16 protein-coding genes are annotated in these 23,893 nt (G+C 73.4%); 3 read left to right on the top strand and 13 right to left on the bottom strand.

What is annotated here, in order from left to right; genetic code table 11:
- Positions 1 to 61: 61 nt before the first annotated feature.
- From ABZV34_RS04845 to ABZV34_RS04855, 3 genes are all read right to left on the bottom strand, one after another.
- Positions 62 to 2,770 (bottom strand): tetratricopeptide repeat protein, encoded by a 2,709-nt coding sequence (locus ABZV34_RS04845; protein WP_356271323.1) that lies wholly within the window; start codon positions 2,768 to 2,770, stop codon positions 62 to 64.
- Positions 2,771 to 2,887: 117 nt separating this feature from the next.
- Complete coding sequence (locus ABZV34_RS04850; protein ID WP_356271325.1) at positions 2,888 to 3,457, bottom strand: hypothetical protein; 570 nt, start codon at positions 3,455 to 3,457, stop codon at positions 2,888 to 2,890.
- A gap of 213 nt (positions 3,458 to 3,670) precedes the next feature.
- On the bottom strand, positions 3,671 to 6,256 hold the full coding sequence (locus tag ABZV34_RS04855) for a bifunctional FO biosynthesis protein CofGH (protein WP_356271327.1): 2,586 nt from the start codon (positions 6,254 to 6,256) through the stop codon (positions 3,671 to 3,673).
- 216 nt (positions 6,257 to 6,472) lie between these two features.
- Here ABZV34_RS04855 and ABZV34_RS04860 point away from each other — a divergent pair, with 216 nt between their 5' ends.
- Entirely contained in the window at positions 6,473 to 7,990 is a 1,518-nt protein-coding gene (locus tag ABZV34_RS04860) for a CehA/McbA family metallohydrolase (RefSeq protein WP_356271329.1), read from the top strand.
- Positions 7,991 to 8,080: 90 nt separating this feature from the next.
- On the opposite strand, the gene ABZV34_RS04865 is transcribed toward ABZV34_RS04860, so the two are convergent.
- The 9 genes from ABZV34_RS04865 to ABZV34_RS04905 all read right to left on the bottom strand — a co-directional run bounded on the left by ABZV34_RS04865 (position 8,081) and on the right by ABZV34_RS04905 (position 18,230).
- The gene (locus ABZV34_RS04865; RefSeq protein WP_356271331.1) at positions 8,081 to 8,824 is read right to left on the bottom strand and encodes a TetR/AcrR family transcriptional regulator; all 744 of its coding nucleotides are present in this window, start codon (positions 8,822 to 8,824) and stop codon (positions 8,081 to 8,083) included.
- Positions 8,825 to 8,844: 20 nt separating this feature from the next.
- Positions 8,845 to 9,786 (bottom strand): SDR family NAD(P)-dependent oxidoreductase, encoded by a 942-nt coding sequence (locus ABZV34_RS04870; RefSeq protein WP_356271333.1) that lies wholly within the window; start codon positions 9,784 to 9,786, stop codon positions 8,845 to 8,847.
- Between the two features lie 44 nt (positions 9,787 to 9,830).
- A complete protein-coding gene (locus tag ABZV34_RS04875; protein ID WP_356271335.1) occupies positions 9,831 to 10,580 on the bottom strand; it encodes an SDR family oxidoreductase in 750 nt (249 codons plus the stop codon).
- A 138-nt stretch (positions 10,581 to 10,718) separates the two neighbouring features.
- Positions 10,719 to 12,197: an aldehyde dehydrogenase family protein gene (locus tag ABZV34_RS04880; protein WP_356271337.1), complete on the bottom strand. Its 1,479-nt coding sequence runs from the start codon at positions 12,195 to 12,197 to the stop codon at positions 10,719 to 10,721.
- Complete coding sequence (locus tag ABZV34_RS04885) at positions 12,194 to 13,924, bottom strand: D-aminoacylase (RefSeq protein ID WP_356271339.1); 1,731 nt, start codon at positions 13,922 to 13,924, stop codon at positions 12,194 to 12,196. Before ABZV34_RS04885 ends, ABZV34_RS04880 begins: the two co-directional genes overlap by 4 nt.
- Before the next feature lie 14 nt (positions 13,925 to 13,938).
- Positions 13,939 to 15,057 (bottom strand): LLM class flavin-dependent oxidoreductase, encoded by a 1,119-nt coding sequence (locus ABZV34_RS04890; protein ID WP_356271341.1) that lies wholly within the window; start codon positions 15,055 to 15,057, stop codon positions 13,939 to 13,941.
- A gap of 100 nt (positions 15,058 to 15,157) precedes the next feature.
- Complete coding sequence (locus ABZV34_RS04895; protein ID WP_356271343.1) at positions 15,158 to 15,943, bottom strand: glucose 1-dehydrogenase; 786 nt, start codon at positions 15,941 to 15,943, stop codon at positions 15,158 to 15,160.
- Positions 15,944 to 16,011: 68 nt separating this feature from the next.
- Positions 16,012 to 16,974, bottom strand: a complete 963-nt coding sequence (locus ABZV34_RS04900) for an LLM class F420-dependent oxidoreductase (protein ID WP_356271345.1) — start codon at positions 16,972 to 16,974, stop codon at positions 16,012 to 16,014.
- Positions 16,971 to 18,230: an amidohydrolase family protein gene (locus ABZV34_RS04905; protein WP_356271347.1), complete on the bottom strand. Its 1,260-nt coding sequence runs from the start codon at positions 18,228 to 18,230 to the stop codon at positions 16,971 to 16,973. Before ABZV34_RS04905 ends, ABZV34_RS04900 begins: the two co-directional genes overlap by 4 nt.
- 224 nt (positions 18,231 to 18,454) lie before the next feature.
- Between ABZV34_RS04905 and ABZV34_RS04910 the strand changes: the two genes are divergently transcribed.
- Together ABZV34_RS04910 and ABZV34_RS04915 are read left to right on the top strand one after the other, a co-directional pair.
- Complete coding sequence (locus ABZV34_RS04910; RefSeq protein ID WP_356271349.1) at positions 18,455 to 21,415, top strand: BTAD domain-containing putative transcriptional regulator; 2,961 nt, start codon at positions 18,455 to 18,457, stop codon at positions 21,413 to 21,415.
- 277 nt (positions 21,416 to 21,692) lie between these two features.
- The gene (locus tag ABZV34_RS04915) at positions 21,693 to 21,863 is read left to right on the top strand and encodes a hypothetical protein (RefSeq protein ID WP_356271351.1); all 171 of its coding nucleotides are present in this window, start codon (positions 21,693 to 21,695) and stop codon (positions 21,861 to 21,863) included.
- Between the two features lie 333 nt (positions 21,864 to 22,196).
- On the opposite strand, the gene ABZV34_RS04920 is transcribed toward ABZV34_RS04915, so the two are convergent.
- A complete protein-coding gene (locus ABZV34_RS04920; protein ID WP_356271353.1) occupies positions 22,197 to 23,795 on the bottom strand; it encodes a FadD3 family acyl-CoA ligase in 1,599 nt (532 codons plus the stop codon).
- Positions 23,796 to 23,893 lie beyond the last annotated feature (98 nt).

The following is a 23,893-nucleotide window of genomic DNA, read 5'->3' on the forward strand; positions in this document are numbered from 1 at the left end:
AGTGTGACCCGAGAAAACCAAGTGATCGCTTATGAACGCCGTTCGGTCGGCTTCTCCCGGATCATTCGAGGTGTGGTCGTACGGGACCCGGGGCGGGACCCGGGGCGGACCTGGCCGCCCGCACCGTGGTGACGCGTTCGACGAGCGGAGCGAGCCGGTCCAGGTCGGCGCCGGGCGCGTGCAGCAGGTCGTCGAGCACGCCGGACAGGTCGTCGAGCGCCGGTGCGAGCACCAGGTCCCCGGCGTGAGGCCCGAGGGCGTGGTCCAGGTCGACGCGGGCCTCGTCGTGGCGTCGCAGGGCGACCAGGGCGCGGGCGCGGCACAGCAGCACCGGTACCTCGTCGGGCCGCAGCGCCTTCGCCCGGTCGGCGTCGGACAGGGCCGCGGCGGGATCGCCCAGCCCGAGGCGGAGCTCCGCCCGGTGGCGCAGTGCCCAGGAGTACTCCGGCACCAGGGCGAGGGCCCGGTCCAGGTCCGCGAGGGCCTCGGCCGGCCGGCCGAGGCCGGCGTGACAGACGCCCCGGCTCGCGTACGCCGACGCGTACGCGCCGTCGAGGGCGATGGCCCGGTCGTAGTCGGCCAGCGCCTCCTCGTGCCGGCCCGCCGAGCGGAGCGCGTCACCGCGCTCGCACAGTCCCCAGCCCCAGTCGGGCAGCAGGCGCAGCCCGAGGTCGAGGTCGGCCAGCTGCCGGTCCGGTTCGCCGAGGCCCCGCCACACCCGGGCCCTGCGCCCCAGCGCCCAGGGGTAGTCGGGCTTGAGTTCCAGCGCGCGGTTCAAGTCCGCAAGGGCTTCGGCGAGCTGTCCGAGCCGCTGCCGGGTGGCTCCCCTCGACGCCCAGGCGAAGTGGTACGAGGGGTCGAGCGCGATCGCCCGGTCCAGATCACCGATCGCGTCGGCGTCGTGGCCGAGGATGCGGTGGTACTCACCGCGTACGGAGATCGTCTCGGCGTCGTCCGGGGCGAGCGCGGCGGCCCGGTCCAGGTCGGTGATGCCGTTCTCGTGGTCGCCCAGACCGTTGCGGCCGAGGGCCCTGCCGCGGTAGGCGCGCGCCAGGCCGGGATCGAGGGCGATGGCCCGGTCGTACTCCGCCAGCGCCTCCTCGTACGCGCCGTCGTGCCGCAGCGCGCTGCCCCGGACCACCCGGGCGAGGGCCTGCCGGCGTTCGTCCAGTCCGCCGCGGTCCAGCAGCACCCCGAGCGCGGCGGCCACCCCGCCGTCGGCGAACGCCTCCGACAGGGCCCGCCCCCACGTCCGTACGGGCTCCGCGTCCGTGTCCTCGCCCGCCTCCGCCAGGACGCGTGCCCAGCGCCGGGCGGCGACGTCACCGCCGTCGCAGGCGTCCACGAAGTCCCGCAGCGCGGCGGGCAGCGCGGTCCGGGCGTTCGCGCACAGCAGGTGGTAGGTCTCCGCCAGCCGCAGCTCGCGCCAGCCCTTGTCCGCCCACAGCTCTCCGGTGTCCCGGCCGTCCTCGGCCTCGGCCTCGGCCCGCCACCGGCCGAAGGCCTCCGCGAGCAGGGCGTGCCGCCGCGCCCACCCGCGCGGCGAGCGCAGCCGCTGCAGGCGCAGCATCGGGGCCCGTACGACGTCGTGGTACTGGACGCGGTCCCCGCGGTCGCTGACGAAGGGGAGGCCGCGCAGCCAGCCGAACAGCGCGTCGGCCTCGTCCTGCGGGCAGTGCGCGGCGGCCCGGAAGACATCGGCGTCCAGCCTTCTCGGCAGGGCGCAGGCCAGGGCGGCGGCCCGCCGGACGGGGTCCTGTTCCCACTTCAGGAAGCGCTCCACGGCCGTCGCGCTGGGGTCGCCCACGTCGTCCGGTCCGGTGGGCCGTCCGGCGGCCAGGGTGGACACCAGCACCGGCAGTCCGCCGGTGAGCCGCAGCACCTCCTCGACGACCGGTTCGGCCACCACCCCCTTGTCGGCGAGCAGGGCCCGCGCCTCGGCCTCCGTGAAGGGCGCCAGCGGTACGTCGGCCACGAAGTCGGCGAAGCCGCCCCAGCGGGCGGTGTCGAAGGGGCGCTGTCCGGCGGTGACGACCACGACGTTCGCCGGCAGGGCGCCGTGCCGGTCGGTCGTCATCACCTCGTGCAGCCAGCCGTCGAGGAAGGGCGCGGTCCGCTCGTAGGTGTCGAAGAGGAGGACGAGCCAGGGGGCCTCGGCGGCGACGGACGTCAGCTCGTCGAGCAGGACCGGGGTGAGGACCCGCTCCGGTGACTGGACGAGCCGCACGTCCTCCTGGTTGCGCAGCCTGGCGCCGATCCCGGCCCGCAACCAGTCGGCGCCGACCGCGAGTTGGTTCGGGTCGAGGGCTCCGGCGAAGGCGCCGACACCGGGCAGCAGGCCGAGCCCGACCAGGCTCGCGCGGGCGGCGGCCAGACTCGCGGGCGACGGCGGGGACGCCGGGGGGTCCGGCGTCTCCAGCGCTGCCGCCTCGGCTTCGTGACGGCGCTCGCGATGGGTGGCCAGCAGCCGGTCGAGGTCCTTGAACCGGTGCCCCTGCCGGGCGAAGCGCTCACTGACCGCCGCCATCGCCTCGGGCACACTGCCCACGCCCTCGTCGACGTACGCGGTCAGCGCCCCGCGTTCCCGGGCGAGCTGTTCCAGCTCCCGTACCAGGAAGGTCTTTCCGACCCCCGCGTTCCCGTGCACATGGAACAGGAACCGGTGCCGCTCGTCCTCCGGCGACAGCTCGAAGTTCTCCCGGAACGCGGCCCGTTCGGCGCCGCGCCCCACGAACCCCCGCCGTCTGCGCTGCCGGATCAGCTCCTGCATCGACGGCCGTCCCCGCACCATCCGCCCGTTCCCCCCGTCACCGCCCGCTCGGACCGGGCTCCAGTCTGGCGCAAGCCGCCGGGACCGGCGTGGGTCCGGCCTCGACGGGCGAGGCCGTCACTCGACCACCGAGACGGCCGTCCCCTTGCTGCCGAACTGCCAGACCGCGTCCCCGTCGGCGCTGTGCATCCGGATCGCCCCGGTCCGCGCCCCGGCCGAGGGCTTGGGCGAGGAGCCATCCTGGGCGTTGGAGAAGGCGATGTAGACGCCCGACCGCGCGGTGAAGTAGACGATGTTCTCGACCTTCGTCCCGTCGGTGCCCGTGGTCGAGGCGTCGGTGGACGACACCGCGTACCGGCCCGGCGCGGGGCTCACCGTGCCCGGCCACACCGCGAAGGTGCGGCGGGCGGCGCCGGTCGCGTCGACGAGCCAGACCCGGCGCAGGCCGAGGGAGTAGACGATGCGGCGTCCGGTGCCCGAGCCGTCGGGGACCGCGACCGGTGCGCTCTTCCTGGGCGGGGCGGAGGGGTGCGGGCTCGCCGACGCCGAGGGCTTCTTCCTCGGGGCCGCGAGCGGGTGTGCTCCCTGGTCGGCCTGCGCGGCCAGGGCCGTGACGCCGACGAGCGCCGCCGCGGTCAGACCGGTGACCCAGACCCAGGAGGGAAGCCGTCGGGCAGGCACGGACACGCAACTCCTCAGTTCATGAAGCTTCCGGCTGGCGAAGCTTCCGACCCTCGACCGAGGGTCGGATCATCGTACTGCGAGACGTGGACCTCGATCGCCGACCCCGGACGCCACGGCCTCCGGCCCCCGGACGCCTCGCCCCCGGACGCCCCGGCCTCCGGAGGTCCGACGCCGGTACGCCGGTCCCGGGACCGCTCACCGCCACCGCCGGCTCCCTCACTCCAGCACGGGAAGCAGCTCCGGCAGGTGGCCGTCCGACGCCGCCGCCGCGCGCTGCCGCTCCTCGGGCACCTCGCCGTACAGGGTCGTCCGCGGCTTCGCCGGGCGCCCCGCCGCCTCCGCGACCGCGACGAGGTCCTTGACGGACTTGTAGGAGCCGTACGAGGAGCCCGCCATCCGGGAGATGGTCTCCTCCATCAGCGTGCCGCCGAGGTCGTTGGCGCCGGAGCGGAGCATCTCCGCCGCGCCCTCGGCGCCGAGCTTCACCCAGCTGGTCTGGATGTTGGGGATGTGCGGGTGGAGCAGCAGGCGGGCCATGGCGGTCACGGCGCGGTTGTCGCGGACCGTCGGGCCCGGCCGGGAGATGCCCGCCAGGTACACCGGCGCGTTGGTGTGGATGAAGGGGAGCGTCACGAACTCCGTGAAGCCGCCGGTCCGCTGCTGGATGCGGGACAGGGTGCGGAAGTGGCCGAGCCAGTGCCGGGGCTGGTCCACATGGCCGTACATCATCGTCGAGGACGAGCGGATGCCCAGCTCGTGCGCGGTCGTGACGACCTCGATCCAGGTCGCCGCGGGCAGCTTCCCCTTGGTCAGGATCCAGCGGACCTCGTCGTCCAGGATCTCCGCGGCGGTGCCGGGGATCGTGTCGAGGCCCGCCTCCTTGGCCGCGGTCAGCCATTCGCGCACCGACATCCCGGTGCGGGTCGCGCCGTTCACCACCTCCATGGGCGAGAAGGCGTGCACATGCATGCCCGGGACCCGCTCCTTGACCGCCTTCGCGATGTCGAAGTACGCGGTGCCGGGCAGGTCGGGATGGATGCCGCCCTGCATGCAGACCTCGACCGCCCCGACGTCCCAGGCCTGGGCGGCGCGGTCGGCCACCTGGTCCAGGGACAGGGTGTAGGCGTCGGCGTCCGTACGGCGCTGGGCGAAGGCGCAGAAGCGGCAGCCGGTGTAGCAGACGTTGGTGAAGTTGATGTTCCTGGTGACGATGTACGTGACGTCGTCACCGACGGCGGACCTGCGGACGTCGTCCGCGACGCGGCACAGCGCGTCCAGCGCGGGCCCGTCCGCGTGCAGCAGCGCGAGCGCCTCGTCGTCCGTCAGTCTCGTCGGGTCGTCGGCGGCCGTCGCCAGCGCGGCCCGGACGTCGGTGTCGATGCGGGAGGGCACCATGCCGGGGGCGGCCGCCTCCCGCAGCGCCTCCCAGTCGCCGTAGACGAGATCGAAGTCCTCGCGGCGGTCGCCGGTGCGCCCCTCGGTGTCGATCGACGTGTGCAGGTCCGTACGCCCCGACGCCGTGAACGCCTCCTCGGGCTCCTGCCAGGGGTGCCCCTCGACGACGGCGTCCGGCAGGGCCAGGCCCGTCTCCGGGTCCGCCAGCGCCCGTACGTGCGGCAGCAGCCGCGGGTCCAGCCAGGGTTCGCCGCGCCGCACGAACTCCGGGTAGACGCAGAGCCGTTCGCGCAGTTCGAAGCCGGCCGCGCGGGACCGCTCGGCCAGCTGCTCGATCCGCGGCCAGGGCCGCTCGGGGTTGACGTGGTCGATGGTCAGCGGGGACACCCCGCCCCAGTCGTCGATCCCCGCGCCGATCAGCCGCCCGTACTCGGAGTCCACCAGGTTGGGCGGTGCCTGGAGGCAGGCCGCCGGTCCCATGAGGTGCCGGGCCACGGCGACCGTGGCGACCAGCTCGTCCAGTTCCGCGTCCGGCATCCCGCGCATCGCGGTGTCCGGCTTGGCGCGGAAGTTCTGGATGATCAGTTCCTGGATGCCGTGGTAGGCGCGGGAGACGCGGCGGAGCGCGAAGAGGGAGTCGGCGCGCTCCTCGTACGTCTCGCCGATGCCGATCAGCAGCCCGCTGGTGAAGGGGACCGAGGAGCGGCCGGCGTCCTCCAGGACCCGCAGCCGTACGGCGGGTTCCTTGTCCGGGGAGCCGTGGTGGGGTCCGCCGGGCTCGCTCCACAGCCGGGTGGCCGTCGTCTCCAGCATCATGCCCATGCTGGGCGCGACGGGCTTGAGCCGCTGGAAGTCGGTCCAGGACATGACGCCCGGGTTGAGGTGCGGGAGCAGTCCCGTCTCCTCCAGGATGCGGATGGAGATGGCCCGCACATAGGCGATCGTGTCGTCGTACCCGTGCGCGTCCAGCCACTTCCGCGCCTCGGGCCAGCGGTCCTCGGGCTTGTCGCCGAGGGTGATGAGGGCTTCCTTGCAGCCGAGTTCGGCACCGCGCCGGGCGATGTCGAGGACCTCGTCCGGGGACATGAACATCCCGTGCCCGGCCCGGCGCAGTTTGCCCGGGACGGTCACGAAGGTGCAGTAGTGGCACTTGTCCCGGCACAGCCGGGTGAGCGGGACGAACACGCTCTTGGAGTATGTGATGACGCCGGGGCGGCCCGCGGCGTCGAGGCCCGCGTCACGCACCCGCGCGGCGGACGCGGCGAGGTCGCCGAGGTCGTCGCCGCGCGCCTGGAGCAGTACGGCCGCCTCGGTGACGTCGAGGGCGACGCCGTCCCGCGCGCGCCTGAGCGCCCGCCGCATGGAGTTCGCCGTCGGCCCGGTCCCGGGAGTCGCGGAAGTCGTCATCCTTCGAGCATACGATCGCCGTGATCAGGCACTGGAGGGCGCGGGCGGATTCCGCCGGGCGGCCACGCGGGTTCCCGATCGCGCGCCGTCTCGCCGAAAGCCGTCGATCCCCCTGCCGTGCGCCGCCGTTCACCGCCGGACACCACAGTGGCCGGGGACACGCCCGCACCACCCCCGCACCACCCATGTCAGCGACGACACCCTGGGAGCGGCAGCATGTGCGAGGACGAGCACGACGACGGCATGGCCAGACGCGCGCTGTTCCTGACGGGAGCGGCCGCTGCCCTTACGTTGGGAGGCGTGACCTTCGCGAGCGGCGCCGGAGCGGCCGGCCGTACCGAGACCCGGACGGTGCCGGGCACCCTGCCCGTCGGTGCGCCGGACTTCGTGTACCTCCCGGTCGAGGTCCCGCGCGGGGTGCGGGAGATCCACGTCGCGTACACCTATGAGAGACCGTCGGTCCCGGCGGGCACGGCGGGCAACGCGCTCGACATCGGCCTCTTCGACGAGCGCGGCACGGAGCTGGGCGGCGAGGGCTTCCGCGGCTGGTCGGGCGGGGCGCGTACGGAGTTCTTCGTCCGGGCGGACGACGCGACCCCGGGATACGTGCCGGGCCGGATCCGCCCCGGCACCTGGCACATCGCGCTCGGCCCGTACACGGTGGCACCGCAGGGCCTGTCGTACGAGGTCACCATCACGCTCACGTACGGGGAGCAGGCCGCGACGCCGGCCCCGGTGTACCCCCCGTCGCGCGCGAAGGGCCGCGGGCGTGCCTGGTACCGGGGCGACTGTCATCTGCACTCCTGGTACTCGGACGGCCGCCGCACTCCGGCGGAGATCGCGGCGCTGGCGAGGGCGGCGGGCCTCGACTTCATCAACAGCTCGGACCACAACACGCACTCCTCGCATCCGCACTGGGCGGACCAGGCGGGCGACGACCTGCTGATCATGCTCGGTGAGGAGGTCACCACGCGCAACGGCCATGTGGTGGCGCTCGGCACGGACCCGGGCACGTTCGTCGACTGGCGCTACCGCGCCCGCGACAACCGGTTCGGCCGCTTCGCCCGCCGGATCCGCCGCGCGGGCGGCCTGGTCGTCCCGGCGCATCCACACGCCACCTGCATCGGCTGCGGCTGGAAGTTCGGGTTCGGGGAGGCGGACGCGGTCGAGGTGTGGAACGGCCCGTACACGCCCGACGACGAGGTGGCCCTGGCCGAGTGGGACAACACGCTGGTCGCGTCCGTCCGTTCGGAGTCGCGGTCCTGGCTCCCGGCGATGGGCAACAGCGACGCCCATCGCGACCCGGACGCGGTCGGCAGGCCCCAGACGGTCGTCCTCGCCGACGACCTGACCCGGGAGGCCGTCCAGGAGGGCCTTCGCGCGGGCCGCTCGTACGTGGCGGAGTCCAAGTCGGTGGTGCTGGCGTTCACCGTGTCCGGTCCCACCGGTGAACACGCGGGTGTCGGCGGCCGGTTGAAGGTGGCGGCGGACGCTCCGGTCACGGTTCGTCTGGAGGTCTCCGGCGCCCCGCGCTGCACGGCCCGCTTCGTCACCGACGAGGGTGTCCTGTTCACCAGTGACGTCCTGCCGGTCTCCGGCTCGGGCACGGTGGAGTGGCGGACGACCGCGCAGTACGCGGCCTATGTACGGGCCGAACTGCGGCACGAGACGGCGGCGGGTCCGGTCCCGGGAGCACTGGCGGCGTTCACCAACCCGATCTTCCTGGGCAGCTGACCGGCGGGCCTCACACCTGGCAGAGGCGGGGAACGGCCCGCATCCCTTGTCGTACCCGGGCCGCCGCGGCCCGAGCTCCGAGGAACGTCGCTACGGCTGTTCCGGCGCCTCGTTGGAGAGCCGGTCGAGCCACTCCCCCAGCAGGGCGGACTCGGCGCGGGTGAAGGCCGGGCTGGGGGTCTGCCGGAGGAGCGCGCCGAGGCGGGTGGCGGTGGCGGGGACCGGTGCCTCGCCGGTGCCGGCCGTCGCGGTGCCGGCCGTCGCGGTGCCGGGGGTGGGGTCCGCCATCACCTCCGGTACGAAGACCGCGGCGTGCACGGCGTCCCGTACCCGGCGCGACAGGGTCCTGTCGTCGAAGGTGGCCGGGCGGGAGACCAGCATCAGGCAGACGCCCACGTTGGCGGACATGATCATCTGTGCGGCCAGTTCGGGGGCCAGGCGCAGCTTGCCCCGCGCGGCCGCCCGCCGGAGGTCCTCGGTGAGGATGCGGTGGGACTCCAGGGCCGCGGCGGGCGGGGTGCGCATCGCCGGGGAGTTCATCAGCCGGTAGAGGCTGGGGTTGCGCAGGGCGAAGTCCGTGTGGGTGTCCCAACCGTCGCGCAGGTCCCGCACGGGGTCCGTGCCGGGGGTGCGCTCGCGCTTGGCCGCCAGGTACTGGTCGAAGCCGTGGTCGACGACCGCCGACAGCAGGCCCGCCTTGTCCCCGAAGTGGCGGTAGAGCGCGGGGGCGCCGACCCCGGCGGCCTCGCACACCGCCCGGGTCGAGACGTCACCGTCCGGGGACTGGGCGACCAGGGCGGCCGCCACCTCGAGGATCCGCGCCTTCGTACTCACGGGGCCGACGGTAGCGGAGGTCACGCGGCCACCCCGCGCGGGGCCGGGCGCGGGGTCAGCAGGTCTTCCAGGCCGATCCGGGTCAGGAACTCGGCGCGGACGCGGTCCGCGACCCGGCTGACCTCCTCCGAGCCGTCGTCGGCGGGGTCCACGTGCACCCGGAAGGGCCGCTCGCCGTCCGGGGCGCCGACGACCTCGACGACGGCGTCGGCGACGAGGGACGCGTCCGCGTCGGCCGGCGCGAGGGCCGCGAGGCGCCGGGCGACCTGGTCCGTCAGGCCCGCGTAGCGCTCCTCGTACGCCCGGATCACCGTGGCGTCGGCGGGGTGGCCGCCGCTCGTGAAGTGGTCGGTGCCGGAGGTGAAGGCGCCCGGCACCACGATGCTGGTCCCGATGCCGAAGCGGGCCAGTTCGGCGGCGTACGACACGGCGAGCGCGTCCATCGCGGCCTTGGCGGCGAAGTACGGCGCCAGGTAGGGCGGGGTGCCGCCGCGCGAGGAGGTCGAGCCGACCCACACCAGCAGGCCGTGGCCCTGGGCGCGCAGGTGCGGCAGCGCGGCCCGGTTGACCCGCTGGGTGCCGAGCACGTTCGTGTCATAGACCGCGGCCAGCTCCTCGGGGGTGAATGCCTCCGCCGGACCGGTCACCATGTGCCCGGCGTTGTGGACCAGCACATCCAGGGTGCCGGACCGCGCCAGCACCTCGGCGATCGCCGCGTCGGCCGACTCCTGGGAGAGAACGTCCAGTTCGACCGTACGGAGGTCCACCCCGTGCGCGGATGCGTACTCCTCGGCGACGGCGACCCGCGCGGCGTTGCGGCCGGCGGTGTCGCGCATCGCCGCGTACACCGTGTGCCCGGCGCGGGCGAGGGCACGGGCGGACAGTGCGCCGAAGCCCGAACCGGCGCCGGTGATGAGGATCGTCCTGGGCGGAACGGGGACGGCACGCGGATCGGCGTCCATGGCGGAACTCCTTCGAAGTCGGGAGGGGGGCGGGCCGAGGGGGATCAGATGATGCCGCCGTTGGCGCGGAGCACCTGTCCGTTGACCCAGCGGCCGTCCGGGCCCGCGAGGAAGGACACGACCCCGGCGATGTCCTCGGGGGTGCCGAGGCGTTCCAGCGGGGGCTGGGCCGCCGCCCGCGCGATGGTCTCCTCGTCCTTGCCGTCCAGGTACAGCGCGGTGGCGGTGGGGCCGGGGGCCACCACGTTGACGGTGACGTCCCGGCCGCGCAGCTCGCGGGCGACGATCAGGGTCATGGCCTCGACGGCGCCCTTGGTGGCGGCGTAGCCGCTGTACCCGGGGATGGCCAGCGCCAGCACCGAGCTGGAGAAGTTGACGAGGGCGCCGCCCGGGCGCAGCCGGCGCACCGCCTGCTGTCCAACGACGAAGGTGCCGCGGACGTTGGTGCGGTGCATCCGGTCCAGGTCGTCGAGGTCGAGGTCGGCCAGCGGGGCCAGGGTCATGACCCCGGCGGCGTGGACGACGACGTCGACACCTCCGAAGCGTGCCTCCACCGCGTCGAAGAGGGCCGCCATCGCGGTCTCGTCGGCGACGTCCGCGCGCAGGGCGAGAGCCTCGCCGCCCGCGCCGGTGATCGCGGCGACGGCCTTGCCGGCCTCCGCCTCGTTGCCCGCGTAGTTGACCACGACGGCGTATCCGTCGGCGGCCAGCCGCTCGGCGGTCTCGCGGCCGATCCCGCGCGATCCGCCGGTCACGATCGCGACGCGCGGGGAGGTGCCGGTCCGTTCGGTCATGACGTTGCTCCTCGTCCTTCGGGGGGTAGCGGTGTTCGCAACCCGACGAGAGCAACGCTAACACTTATTTGATAGCGACGCTACCGTTCGGCGGTAGCGACGTTACGGAGCCCGGCGGCCACCTCCGCCGCGCGAAGGTCACCCCGGCCAGACGAGGGCCTGCGTCTCGCTGTAGGCGTGCAGGGCGTAGGAGCCGACGTCCCGTCCGACACCGCTCTGCCTGAACCCGCCGAAGGGCGCCTCCATGTTGCGGCCGACGGTGTTGATCCCGACCCCGCCCGCCCTGAGCCGCCGGGCGACCCGGAAGGCGCGGGCCACATCGCCCGACCAGACGTAGTCGATCAGCCCGTAGTCGCTGTCGTTGGCGAGCGCGATCCCCTCCTCCTCGTCGTCGAAGGGCACGACCACGACGACGGGCCCGAAGATCTCCTCGCGTACCACCCGCATGTCCGCGGTGCAGTCCGCGAGAAGCGTGGGGGCGACGTAGAAACCCCGGTCGCACGGCGGCCGTTCGCCCCCCACGACCACCCGCGCGCCCTCCTTCCGGCCGAGTTCGACGTACGCCTCGACCCGGTCCCGGTGGGCCGCCGAGATGACCGGCCCGACCACCGTCCCCGGCTCCCGCGGATCGCCGACCGTCAATCCCCTCGCGTACAGCGCGAGTTCACTGACCAGCCGGTCGTACACACCCCGCTGCGCGAGCACCCGGGTGGGCGCCGTACAGATCTGTCCGCTGTAGAACGAGTACGTGGTGCCGATCCCGGACACCGCCGAACCGAGGTCGGCGTCGTCGAAGACGACCGCCGCGCCCTTCCCGCCCAGCTCCATCAGCTGACGCTTCATCCCGCGGCCGCACACCTCGGCGATCCGCCGGCCGACGGCGGTCGAGCCGGTGAAGCTGACCATGTCCACGTCCTCGCAGTCCACGGCCGCCTCCCCGGCCTCCGCCCGCGAACCGCTCACCACGTTGAGGACGCCCGGTGGCACGCCCGCCTCCTCCAGCGCCTCCGCCATCCGGTACACGGACAGCGGATCCTGCGGGGCGGGCTTCACGACCACCGTGTTGCCCATGGCGAGCGCGGGTGCGATCTTGCCCGCCGGATTGGCCCACGGGTTGTTGTACGAGGTGATGCAGGTGACCACGCCGACGGGCTGGCGCACCGCCAGGGCGCCCATCACGGCCGCCCGGCCGAACGGCCCCGCCTCGTTGATCTGCGGCGGCAGCGGCTGCTCGGCCGGCTCGACCCGGGCGTAGCGCCGGAAGCGGGCGGCGCCCACCCCCACCTGCATCCCGCGCGCGGTCGCCGTCGTGGCACCGCTCTCGGCAGCGGCGAGTTCGGCGTACGGCAGGAAACGGCCCTGGATGACGTCGGCCGCGCGGCCGAGCACCGCGGCGCGCTCCTCCGGGGGCGTCCGGGACCAGGGCCCGAAGGCCTCGCGGGCGGCGGCCGCCGCCGCCCGCACCTGGTCCCGGGAGGCCTCCGGCGCCCACCCGACGAGCCCCTCGGTCGCCGGGTCGGTCACCGCGTAGTGCCCGTCGTCGGGCGCGACCCACGAGCCGCCGATGAACAGCCGCTGTTCCCCGGCCGCCGGACCGTTCCCGAGGGCGCCGCTCACCGGGTGCTCACCGTCCTCGTGTCCCGCCCGGAGCGGAGCACCTTCCCGGGGACGGCCCCGGTCACCGTGTCGTCGCGGATCGCCTCGACCCCGTTGACCCACACCGCCCGCACACCGATCGCCTTCGAGTCCAGCCGCGGGCTGTCCCCCGGCAGGTCGTGCACCAGGGTGGCCTTGCCCGCGTCGATCCGCTCGGGGTCGAAGAGCACGAGGTCCGCGTGGAAGCCCTCGACGACGCGCCCGCGCTCGCGCAGTCCGAAGAGGCGCGCCGGGTCGTCCGTGAGCATCCGCACGGCCCGCTCCAGCGTCACGAGCTTCCGTCCGCGCAGACAGTCCCCGAGGAACCGGGTCGTGTACGGGGCCCCGCACATGCGGTCCAGATGGGCGCCCGCGTCCGAGCCGCCGAGCAGGACGTCCGGGTGCTGCCAGGTCTCGGCGCGCAGCGACCAGGAGTCGGGATCGTTGTCGGAGGGCATGGGCCACAGCACCGTCCGCAGCTCGTCGGCGGCGCAGATCTCGACCAGGCACGCGAAGGGCTCCTGGCCGCGCTCGGCCGCGATGTCCCCGACCACCCGTCCGGTGAGCCCCTCGTTGGCCGCGCTGTAGGTGTCGCCGATGACGTACCGCCCGAAGTGCGCGAGCCGCCGGAAGACACCGGCCTCCTTCGAATGGGCCCGGCGCAGCATCTCGGCCCGTACGTCCGCGTCGCGCAGGCGGGCGACGCGTTCCGGCACGGGCAGCGCGAGGACCGGTCCCCAGCCGGGGATCAGGTTCAGCGCGCAGAAGGTGCCCAGCGACATGTTCATGGGGGTGAGGATCGGCATGGTGAGGGCCACCACCCGGCCGCCCGCCTTCCGTGCCCGTTCGCTCGCCAGCAGTTGCCTGGGCACCCGTTCGGGCACGGCGGCGTCGATCGTCAGCACGTTCCAGTTCAGCGGGCGGCCGGCGGCCGCGCTCATCTCGGCGAAGAGGTCGATCTCGGCGTCGCTGAACTGGTCGAGGCATCCGGCCGTGATCGCCTCGATCTGGGTGCCCTCGTGCTCCCCCACCGCCCGGCTGAGCGCCAGCAGTTCGGCGGGGCCGGCGTGCCGTGAGGCGACCGGCTGCCCGTCGCCGTCGGAGTGGGTGGAGGACTGGGTGGTGGACAGGCCCCAGGCGCCGGCGTCCATCGCCTCGTGGAACACCGTGAGCATCCACGCCAGTTGCTCCCCGGTCGGCTGGCCGCCCACCGCGTCCGCGCCCATCACGTACCGGCGCAGCGCGCAGTGGCCCACCATGAAACCGGCGTTGACGGCGATCCGCCCCTCCAGGGCGTCCAGGTAGTCGCCGAAGGTGTGCCAGTTCCAGGGCGCGCCCTCCTCCAGGGCGACCAGGGACATGCCCTCGACCCTGGACATCATCCGCCGTGTGTAGTCGGCGTCCTCGGGCCGCTCGGGGTTGAGCGGGGCGAGGGTGAAACCGCAGTTGCCGCCCGCGACCGTCGTGACGCCGTGGTTGAGGGACGGGGTCGCGTACGGGTCCCAGAAGAGCTGGGCGTCGTAGTGCGTGTGCGGGTCGACGAAGCCGGGGGCGAGGACGAGACCGGTGGCGTCCTCGCTCGTCCGGGACGGCTCGGTCACCGTGCCGATCACGGCGATCCGGCCGTCCCGGATGCCGACGTCGGCCCGGCGGCCGGGCGCGCCCGTGCCGTCCACGACGGTCGCGCCCCTGATGACGTGGTCGAGCATGGCCGCCACCCCCTTCAGGAAGCCTGGCGGAACCGGGTGGTCCGGTGCACCGGGTCCGTGTCGATCTTCGGGATCACGTGGCGGCCGATCAGCTCGATGGTCTGGAGCGTGTACTCGCGCGAGACCCCGACCGGCAGGCCGAAGGAGAGCTGGTCGGCGCCCGCCTGCTCCCACCGCTTGCACTGGGTGAGCACCTCGTCCGGGTCGCCGCAGATCAGCAGTTCCTCGGCGATCAGCAGCTCGATGAACTCCTCGTTGTACTCGGGGAGGGTCTCGGGCCAGACGGGGAAGCCCTCGGGGCGCGGGAAGGTGTCGTGGTAGCGGAAGACGAGGGAGGGCAGGTAGTGCAGGCTGCCGCTGACGGCGATCCGGATCGCCTCGTCGTGCGTCGGCGCGCAGATCGCGGTGGTCGTCACCATCACGTTGTCGTTGACGAAGTCCCCGACGGGTTCCGCCTCGACGACGGCCGTCTTGTACTGCTCCAGGACCCATTCCATGTCGGAGACCTTCTGCACGCTGAAGCCGAGCACGCCGAGCCCCTTGCGGGCGGCCATCGCGTACGAGGGCGGCGACCCGGCGGCGTACCACATGGCGGGGTGCGACTTCCCGTACGGCTTGGGCAGGATCTTGCGCGGCGGGAGCTGCCAGTGCTTGCCCTGGAACCCGGGGTACTCGTCCTGGAGCCACATCTTCGGGAACTCGCCGATGGTCTCCTCCCAGATCTCCTTGGTGTAGTTCATGTCGGTGACGCCCGGGATGAAGCCGAGGATCTCGTGGCTGCCGGCGCCCCGGCCGCTGCCGAACTCGAAGCGGTTGCCGGTGAGGTGGTCGAGCATGGCGACCTTCTCGGCGACCTTCACCGGGTGGTTGACCTGGGCGAGCGGGTTGAAGATGCCCGACCCGAGGTGGATCCGCTCGGTCGCGTGCGCCAGGTACCCGAGGTAGACGTCGTTGGCCGAGAGGTGCGAGTACTCCTCCAGGAAGTGGTGCTCGGACGCCCAGGCGTACTTGAAGCCGGACTTGTCCGCCTGGATGACGTACTCGGTCTCCTCCATCAGCGCCTTGTGCTCCGCGAGCGGGTCGGTCTCGGCGCGCTTGCCCACGTATCCCTGTACGAAGAGCCCGAATTCCAAGGCGGTTCACCGTCCCCACATCCGTATCTGACATTCCGTCAGATCTACTGTCCGCCGACTGTCGCACCGGGTCCCCGAGGCGTCAATAGCTGACGAAGCGTCAGATGACGCTGACGCCCGCCAGCCAGCCGCCGTCGATCACGAACGGCTGGCCCGTGATGTACGAGGAGTCCTCGCCGGTGAGGAAGAGGGCGAGGCGGGCCACCTCCTCCGGCCGTCCGATCCGGCCGAGCGGCACGAGCTTGCGGTACAGCTCGTCCAGTGCCCGGGAGGTCGCCGCGCTGTCGGCGGGGTCGGCGTCCGGGTCGAGCTGGGCGGGGTTGCTCATCGCCGTGTCGATGGCGCCCGGACAGACCGCGTTGACCCGGATCTTCTTGGCGGCCAGTTCCAGGGCGGCCACCCGCGTCAGACCCACGATGGCGTGCTTGGTCGCGGCGTAGGCACCCACCCAGGCCATCCCGGTGAGACCCGCGTAGGAGGCCGTGTTGACGATCGTGCCCCCGCCCGCGCTCGCGATCTCCGGAGCGACGGTCCTGATCCCGAGGAACACCCCCACCTGGTTGACCTGCACGACCTGCTGGAACTCCGCCAGCGGGGTGTCGACCAGTTCGTTGAAGCGCAGGATGCCGGCGTTGTTGACCAGCCCGTCGATCCGCCCGTACGCCTCCTTGGCGAGGACGACCGCCGCACGCCAGTCGTCCTCCTCGCGCACGTCGAGGTGGACATAGCGCGCGCCGATCTCCTTGGCCAGCGCCTCCCCCTGGTCGTCGAGCACGTCCGCGACGACGACCCCGGCGCCCTCCCGCGCGAACAGCCGCGCCTCCTGCTCGCCCTGCCCGCGCGCCGCGCCGGTGATGAGGACCACGCGTCCGTCCAGCTTGCCCATGTCCGTCTCCCTGGGTCGTGTCCGACAATCCGCGCCGCCCGCCCGACGGGAGGGGCGGCCCCGGCCGTTCAGCCGAGAAGGGGCGCCACGTCGGCGCCGAACGCGGCCATCTGGTCGACGAGTTCGCCGCTCCCGCGCGACCGGAACCGCACCTGGATCTGGTCCACCCCCATCGCGCGGTACGCCCGCAGCGACTCGGCGAGCGCCTCGGGCGGCCCGCTGAGGGTGCGGCGCCCGGCCTCCCAGCCGGGCTCGCCCACGTACAGGGGCTCGGTGATGGCCCCGACGGTGAGCGGGTCGCGGACGCCCGCCTCCTCGCGCAGCCGCCGCAGGGTGGCGATCTGTCCGGGCAGCCGTTCGCGGGGGTCGCCCTGCGGCAGCCAGCCGTCCGCCTTCAGCGCGGCCCTGCGCACGGCGGCGGGCGAGGACCCGCCGACCCACAGGGGCACCCTCGCCTGCGCCGGCCGGGGCCGCTGACCGAGCCCCGAGAAGTCGAACAGCTTCCCGTGGTGCTCGGGGAACTCGTCCCGCCCCAGCGCCGCCCGCAGCGCGTCGATCGACTCGTCGAGCACGGCGCCCCGGTGCCGGAAGTCGGCCCCCACCGCCTCGAACTCCTCCCGCACATGCCCGGCGCCGACCCCGAGGATCAGCCGGCCCCCGCTGAGGTGGTCGAGGGTGGCGTACTGCTTGGCCGTGATCAGCGGGTGCCGCAGCCCGACGACCGCGACATGGCTGAGCAGCCGTACCCGTTCGGTGACGCCCGCCAGGAATCCGAGCGTGGCCACCGGGTCGTACCAGACCGTGCTCATGGCGTCCGCGAGCCGGCGCGGGACGGCGACGTGGTCGCAGCACGCGACGTACGCGAAGCCGGAGCGGTCGGCGGCACGGGCGATCTCGACGAGCTCCGCGGGACCGGCGCCCGCCTCCCACCCCTCGGCGTAGAGGGTGCTCTGCGACTGCACCGGGAGCTGGATGCCGTAGCGCAGGGGCCGGTCCGCGGCGCCGTGCGCCCGGGACCCGTCCCCGCTCAACGGGCACCGCCCGGACCCGCCCACAGCCCCTCCGGGGTCAGCCCCAGCAGTTCGATCGCGTTGCCCCGTACGATCCGCTCGACCACGTCCGGGGCGAGGTGGCCCATCTGGGCCTCGCCGACCTCACGGGATTTCGGCCAGGTCGAGTCGGAGTGCGGGTAGTCGGTCTCGTACAGGACGTTCGCGACGCCGATGGAGTCGAGGTTCCTGAGCCCGAAGGCGTCGTCGAAGAAGCAGCCGTACACATGGCCGGCGAAGAGCTCGGACGGCGGGCGGTGGACCTTGTCGGCCACGCCGCCCCAGCCGCGGTTCTCCTCCCAGACCACGTCGGCGCGTTCGAGGATGTAGGGGATCCAGCCGATCTGGCCCTCGGCGTACATCACCCGCAGGTTCGGGAAGCGCTCGAACTTGCCGCTCATCAGCCAGTCCACCATCGAGAAGCAGCAGTTGGCGAAGGTGATGGTGGAACCGACGGCGGGCGGGGCGTCGGCCGAGGTCGACGGCATCCGGCTGCTGGAGCCGATGTGCATGGCGATGACCGTGCCGGTCTCGTCGCAGGCCGCGAGGAAGGGGTCCCAGTCGTCGGTGTGCACGGAGGGCAGCCCCAGATGGGGCGGGATCTCGGAGAAGGCGACCGCGCGCACACCGCGGGCGGCGTTGCGGCGCACCTCGTCCGCCGCGAGCGCGGGGTCCCACAGGGGGATGAGGGTGAGCGGGACGAGGCGGCCGCCGGCCGCCGGACCGCACCACTCCTCGACCATCCAGTCGTTGTAGGCCCGCACCGAGAGCAGTCCGAGCTCACGGTCCTTGGCCTCGGTGAACGTCTGCCCGCAAAAACGCGGGAAGGTGGGGAAACACAGCGCGGACTGGACGTGGTTGACGTCCATGTCGGCGAGCCGCTGCGGGACGTCGTACGAGCCGGGCCGCATCTGCTCGTACGTGATGACCTCCAGACGTATCTCGTCCCTGTCGTATCCGACGGCGGTGTCGAGGCGGGTGAGAGGCCGGTGGAGGTCCTCGTACACCCACCAGTCCCCGATCGGCCCGTCGTCGCCCGGCCCGCCCATCACCGGGGCGAATCTGCCGCCGAGGAAGGTCATCTCCTTCAGCGGCGCGCGGACTACACGGGGCCCGGTGTCCCGGTACCTCGACGGAAGGCGGTCCCGCCAGACGCCCGGGGGCTCCACGGTGTGGTCGTCCACCGAGATGATCCTGGGGAAGTCGGAGGCGGTCGAAGGGGTCTGGGTGGTCTCCATACGGCCCACGGTAGCGCTGATCTGACGACCCGTCAGCTCTCTGGAAGCGCTCCCGGGAACCCGCAACTCTGTGCGAACGTGTGGGGAGACCTTGTGAGGGAGATGTGATCTTCCGCGTCCGCCCCGTGCGCGCGGCTGTGATCGCCGTCTCGCACGGCTGACGCATCCGCCATGAACAAGGCAAACTGGCCTCGTTGCACTGACGGTTCGGCAGGGGGACGGCGATGGACGGTGTACCGCGAGTGCCGGAGCAGCGGCGCCCCGAGGAATCGGCGGCGTTACGCTTCAGCGTGCTCGGACCGGTGCGCGCCTGGCGCGGCGAGGAATCGCTGCCCACAGGGTCCCCGCAGCAACGCGCCCTGCTGGCAGCGCTGTTACTGCGGGAGGGCCGCACGGCCACGTCCGGCGAGCTGATCGACGCCCTGTGGGGCGAGGAACCCCCCTCGCAGGCACTCGCCGCCGTCCGCACGTACGCCTCCCGGCTCCGCAAGGCCCTCGACCCCGGCGTGCTGATCAGCGAGTCGGGCGGCTACGCGATCCGGCTGTCCGAGGGCGCGGGCACGCTGGACCTCGCCGAGGCCCAGGAGATCTCCGCCGACGCGGAGAAGGCGAGGCACTCCGGAGACCTGTCCCTCGCCCGCGAGCTGCTGAACCGGGCGCTGGCCCGGTGGGACGGGGAACCCCTGGCGAGCGTGCCGGGACCGTACGCCGACACCCAGCGGGCACGCCTGGAGGAATGGCGCCTCCAACTCCTGGAGTCCCGACTCGACATGGACCTGGAGCAGGGCTGCCACGCCGAGGCGGTCTCCGAGCTCACCGCGCTGACGGCCGCACACCCCCTCCGGGAGCGGCTGCGCGAGCTGCTCATGCTGGCGCTGTACCGCAGCGGGCGGCAGGCCGAGGCCCTCGCCGTCTACGCCGACACCCGCCGGCTGCTCGCCGACGAACTGGGCGTCGACCCGCGCGCGGGCCTGAAGGAACTCCAGCAGCGCATCCTGCGGGCGGACCCGGGCCTCGCCGAGCCGTCCGCCCCGGCGGCGGAACCCGCGGCCGCGCCGGTCCGCCCGGCCCAGCTCCCGGCCACCGTCACGGACTTCACGGGCCGCGCCTCCTTCGTCCAGGAACTCAGCGACGTCCTGGCCTCCGCCTCCTCCGCCGAGGGTGAGGGCCAGGTCATGGCTGTCTCGGCGCTCGCGGGCATCGGCGGCGTGGGCAAGACGACCCTCGCCGTGCACGTCGCCCACCAGGCGCGGTCGGCCTTCCCCGACGGGCAGCTCTACGTCGACCTCCAGGGCGCCGGGCAGCGGCCGGCGGAGCCGGAGACGGTGCTCGGCGCGTTCCTGCGCGCCCTCGGCCACCCCGCCTCCTCCATCCCCGACACGCTGGAGGAACGCGCGGCGCTCTACCGCTCGGTCCTCGACGGCCGCCGGGTCCTGGTGCTGCTCGACAACGCCAGGGACGCCGCCCAGGTGCGCCCCCTGCTCCCCGGCATGGAGGGCTGCGCGGCCCTGGTGACGTCCCGGGTGCGGATGGTGGACCTGGCCGGCGCCCACCTGGTGGACCTCGACGTGATGTCCCCCGAGGAGGCCCTCCAGCTCTTCACGAAGATCGTCGGGCAGGAGCGGGTGGCGTCGGAGCGCGAGGCGGCCCTCGACGTCGTCGCGGCCTGCGGCTTCCTCCCGCTGGCGATCCGCATCGCCGCCTCCCGGCTGGCCGCCCGCCGCACCTGGACGGTCTCGGTGCTGGCGGCGAAGCTCGGCGACGAACGCCGCCGCCTCGACGAACTCCAGGCCGGCGACCTCGCCGTCAAGGCCACCTTCGAACTCGGCTACGGCCAGCTGGAGCCCGCCCAGGCCCGCGCCTTCCGCCTGCTGGGCCTCGCGGACGGCCCGGACATCTCGCTGGCCGCCGCCGCCGCCGTCCTGGACCTCCCGGTCGACGACACCGAGGACCTCCTGGAGTCCCTCGTCGACACGTCCCTCCTGGAGTCCGCCGCACCCGGCCGCTACCGCTACCACGACCTGGTCCGCCTCTACGCGCGCGCCTGTGCCGAACGCGACGAACAGCCGCCCAGCGAGCGGGAGGCGGCCCTGTCGCGGCTGCTGGACTTCTATCTGGCGACGGCTGCCGGGGTCTACGCGATCGAGCGTCCCGGCGACCGGCTGGTGGAGCACCTCGAGGCCACGAAGTACCCGGGGCTGGTGTTCGACGACCGGCACCAGGCGCAGGACTGGCTGTACGCGGAGGCGGTCTGCACGCTGGCCTGTGTGCGGCAGTCGATGGGGCCGGGGACGCTGGCACGCGCCGTCGACCTGCTGTGGGCCGCCTGCGACCTGGCCGAATCGGGCGCGAACTCCAAGGAGTACGAGGCCGTCGCCGGGACCGCGGACGCCGCCGCGCAGGAGGCGGGCGCGCCGCGGGCGCAGGGCCGGGCCCTGACGACGCTGGCCTTCGTGCACCACATCACCGGCCGCTTCGACCCGGCGGACCGGGCCGCCACCCGCGCCCTGAAACTGGCGCTGACCTCCGGCGACCCGCTGACCAGCTGCTGGTCGTCGAACATCCTCGGCGTGATCGCGATCTACCAGAACCGGCACGAGGACGGAGAGGCGCACCTGACGCGCGCCATCGAGAACTTCCGCACCTGCGAGGACCGGCCCGGCGAGGCGAGCGCCCTGTGCAACCTGTCCCGTATCCACCTCGCCACCGGACGGACCGCGAGCGCGGTGGCCCTGGCGGAGCAGGGCACGGCCATGTACGACGACATGGACCACGCGCTGAAGGGCGCCAACGGCCGTTACGCGCTGGGCCTGGCGCTCACCCAGAGCGGTCAGCTCTCGCAGGCCGTCGACCGCCTCCAGGAGGCCCTCGCGGTGTTCCGGGACAGCCGCCAGCGGCTCTGGGAGGGCATGACCCTCTTCCGGCTGGCGGAGGCCGACGTCGCCGCCCGGCAGCCCGCGCAGGCCGCGGCCAACGCCGAGCTGGCGCTGACCGTGCTGCGCGGTATCGGCGGCGACTGGCGGCGCGGCAACGTCCTGACCGTGCTCGGCCGCGCCCTGAGCGCGATCGGGCAGTCGGGCCGCGCGCAGGTCTGCTGGCGGGAGGCGCTGGACATCTTCGAGGCGATGGAGGCACCGGAGGCCGCCGCGGTGCGGTCGCTTCTCAAGCCGCTCGCCGTCGCCTGAGGACGCTGGGCGCGGGCCCGTGCCCGCCCGGCCGTCCCCCTTGTCGGCACGCCCATTCCCGTCTCCCGGGACCACGCTCCTGCGCGTTCATCATTCGTTTATCGCCACACGTCACTCTCAACGAGTCGATCCGTCGCGTCGGGGGGCAGGCGGGATGACAACAGGCCGGGCCTCTAGGGTGAACCGGCCACGAAGTGCCCGTCCGGCGGTTCTCGGGGGAGTTGCCGGACGGGCACTTTCCGCCCAACGCATCGTAGGAACTGCAGGGGAGCCAGTCATGAGTGACACCAACAGCACCGACAACGTCCACGCCACCGGCGAGCCGACGGACACGACGGACAACGTCCACGCGACCACCGAGCCTCTCAAGGGCAAGAACCCGATCGCCCCCGGCGAGACCGGTGACGCCACCACGGACAACGTCCACGCCACGGACGAGCCCGTCTGACACCGGGATCGCACGGGGGAACGGGGGCTCACGGGGGAACGGGGGCCCACGGGGGAACGGGGGCAACGGGGGACTCACGGGGGACTCACGGGGGAAACGGGGACCAACGGGGGATCAGCGGTCCTGCACCACACGGGGATCGGCCGCGGCGGCGCGGAGGGGGAGCCGCCGCGGCCGACGTGTGTCCCGGGCCGGCCCCCGACGTGTGTCCCGGGCCGGCCCCGGCAGCCGGCCACCCCGCGCTCGCCGCTCCCGCCGGCGATGCCGCCCCCAACGCCCCGATCGCTCCCCGCACTTCCGGCGCCTCCAGGACATCCAGCGCCTCCGGTGCCCTCACCACCCCCGCAGCTCCCCCTTCACCACCTTCCCGCTGGCGTTCCGCGGGAGTCCGGTCAGGAACTCGACGGTCCGGGGGACCTTGTAGTTGGCCATCTCGCGGCGCGACCAGGCGATCAGGTCGTCGCCGGTCAGGGCCGTACCCGGGCGCCGTACGACGAAGGCCCGGCCGACCTCTCCCAGCCGCCCGTCGGGCACGCCGATCACCGCCACGTCCGCGACGTCCGGGTGGAGGCCGAGGAGCTGCTCTATCTCGGCGGGGTAGGCGTTGAAGCCGCCGACGATGAACATGTCCTTGATCCGGTCGGTGATGCGGAGGTTCCCGGCCGCGTCGAGGACGCCCACGTCGCCGGTGCGCAGCCAGCCGTCCGGGGTGAGCACCGCCGCCGTGGCCGCCGGGTCCTCGAAGTAGCCCCGCATCACGTGGAAGCCGCGGACCAGCACCTCGCCCGGGGTGCCGGGGGCGACGGGCGCCCCGGTCGGGTCCGCCACCCGGACCTCCGTGTCCGGGATCGCGCGGCCCGACGTGGAGGCGATCACGGCGGGCGCGTCGCCCCGGCGGCACATGGTGACGATCCCGCTCGCCTCGGAGAGCCCGTACGCGGTGAGTACGGTGCCGATCCTCAGTTCCGACCTCAGCCGCTCCACCAGTCGCAGGGGAACCACGGCGGCCCCCGTCACCACCAGTCTCAGCGCGGACAGGTCGTACGCGTCCCGGGACGGGTGGTCCAGCAGGGACTGGTGGAGCGTGGGCGGGCCGGGGAGGACCGAGATGCGCTCCGCGGCCACGTTCGCCAGCACCGTGTCCACGTCGAACACGGGCTGCGGGACCATCGTCGCGCCGCGCATCAGGCAGGCCAGCACCCCCGCCTTGTAGCCGAAGGTGTGGAAGAAGGGGTTCACGATCAGATAGCGGTCGCCCGCGCGCAGCCCGGCCAGCTCGCTCCAGATCGCGTAGCCCCGCAGGCTCTGCGCGTGCGTGATCACCGCGCCCTTGGGCCGTCCCGTCGTCCCCGACGTGAAGACGATGTCGGACGGGGCGTCTCCCGCCACGGACGCCGCCCGTTCCCGTACCTCCGCCGTCCCGACGCCCTCCCCGTCCGCCAGGAAGTCCTTCCAGGTACGGAAGTCGGCGGGGGCGTCGTCCGACAGCACCACCACCCGCTCCAGGTGCGGGAGTCCGGGCAGCGGGCCGGGACCCTCCCCCTCGCCGGCCGCCCGGCGCAGTGACGCCACGTACGAGGTCCCGAGGAACGTCCCCGTCACGAAGAGCAGTCTCGCCCGGCTCCGGGCCAGCACGTACGCCGCCTCGGCGCCCTTGAAGCGGGTGTTGAGCGGGACCAGCACGGCGCCCGCCGAGACCGCGCCGAGCGCGCAGACGATCCAGTCCAGGGTGTTCGGCGCCCAGACGGCCACCCGGTCGCCCGTGCGCACCCCCTCGGCCAGGCAGGCAGCCGCGGCGCGTTCCACGCGGGCGCCCAGCTCCGCGTACGTGATGCGCGTCCGGCCCTCGACCACTGCCTCGCGGTCCGCGTACCGCCGGGCCGCCGACCGGATCAGCCCCGGGACGCTGCCCCACTCCAAGTCACCGCGCACAGCGGGCCTCCCCATGACCGACGACAGCTAGCTGACTACCCGTCAGATTAGCTGTAGCCTGACGCACTGTCAGCAGCCCCGGTTCACAGGGAGGCGCG

Source organism: Streptomyces sp. NPDC005195 (genome assembly GCF_040608315.1).
Lineage (GTDB): Bacteria > Actinomycetota > Actinomycetes > Streptomycetales > Streptomycetaceae > Streptomyces > Streptomyces kaempferi.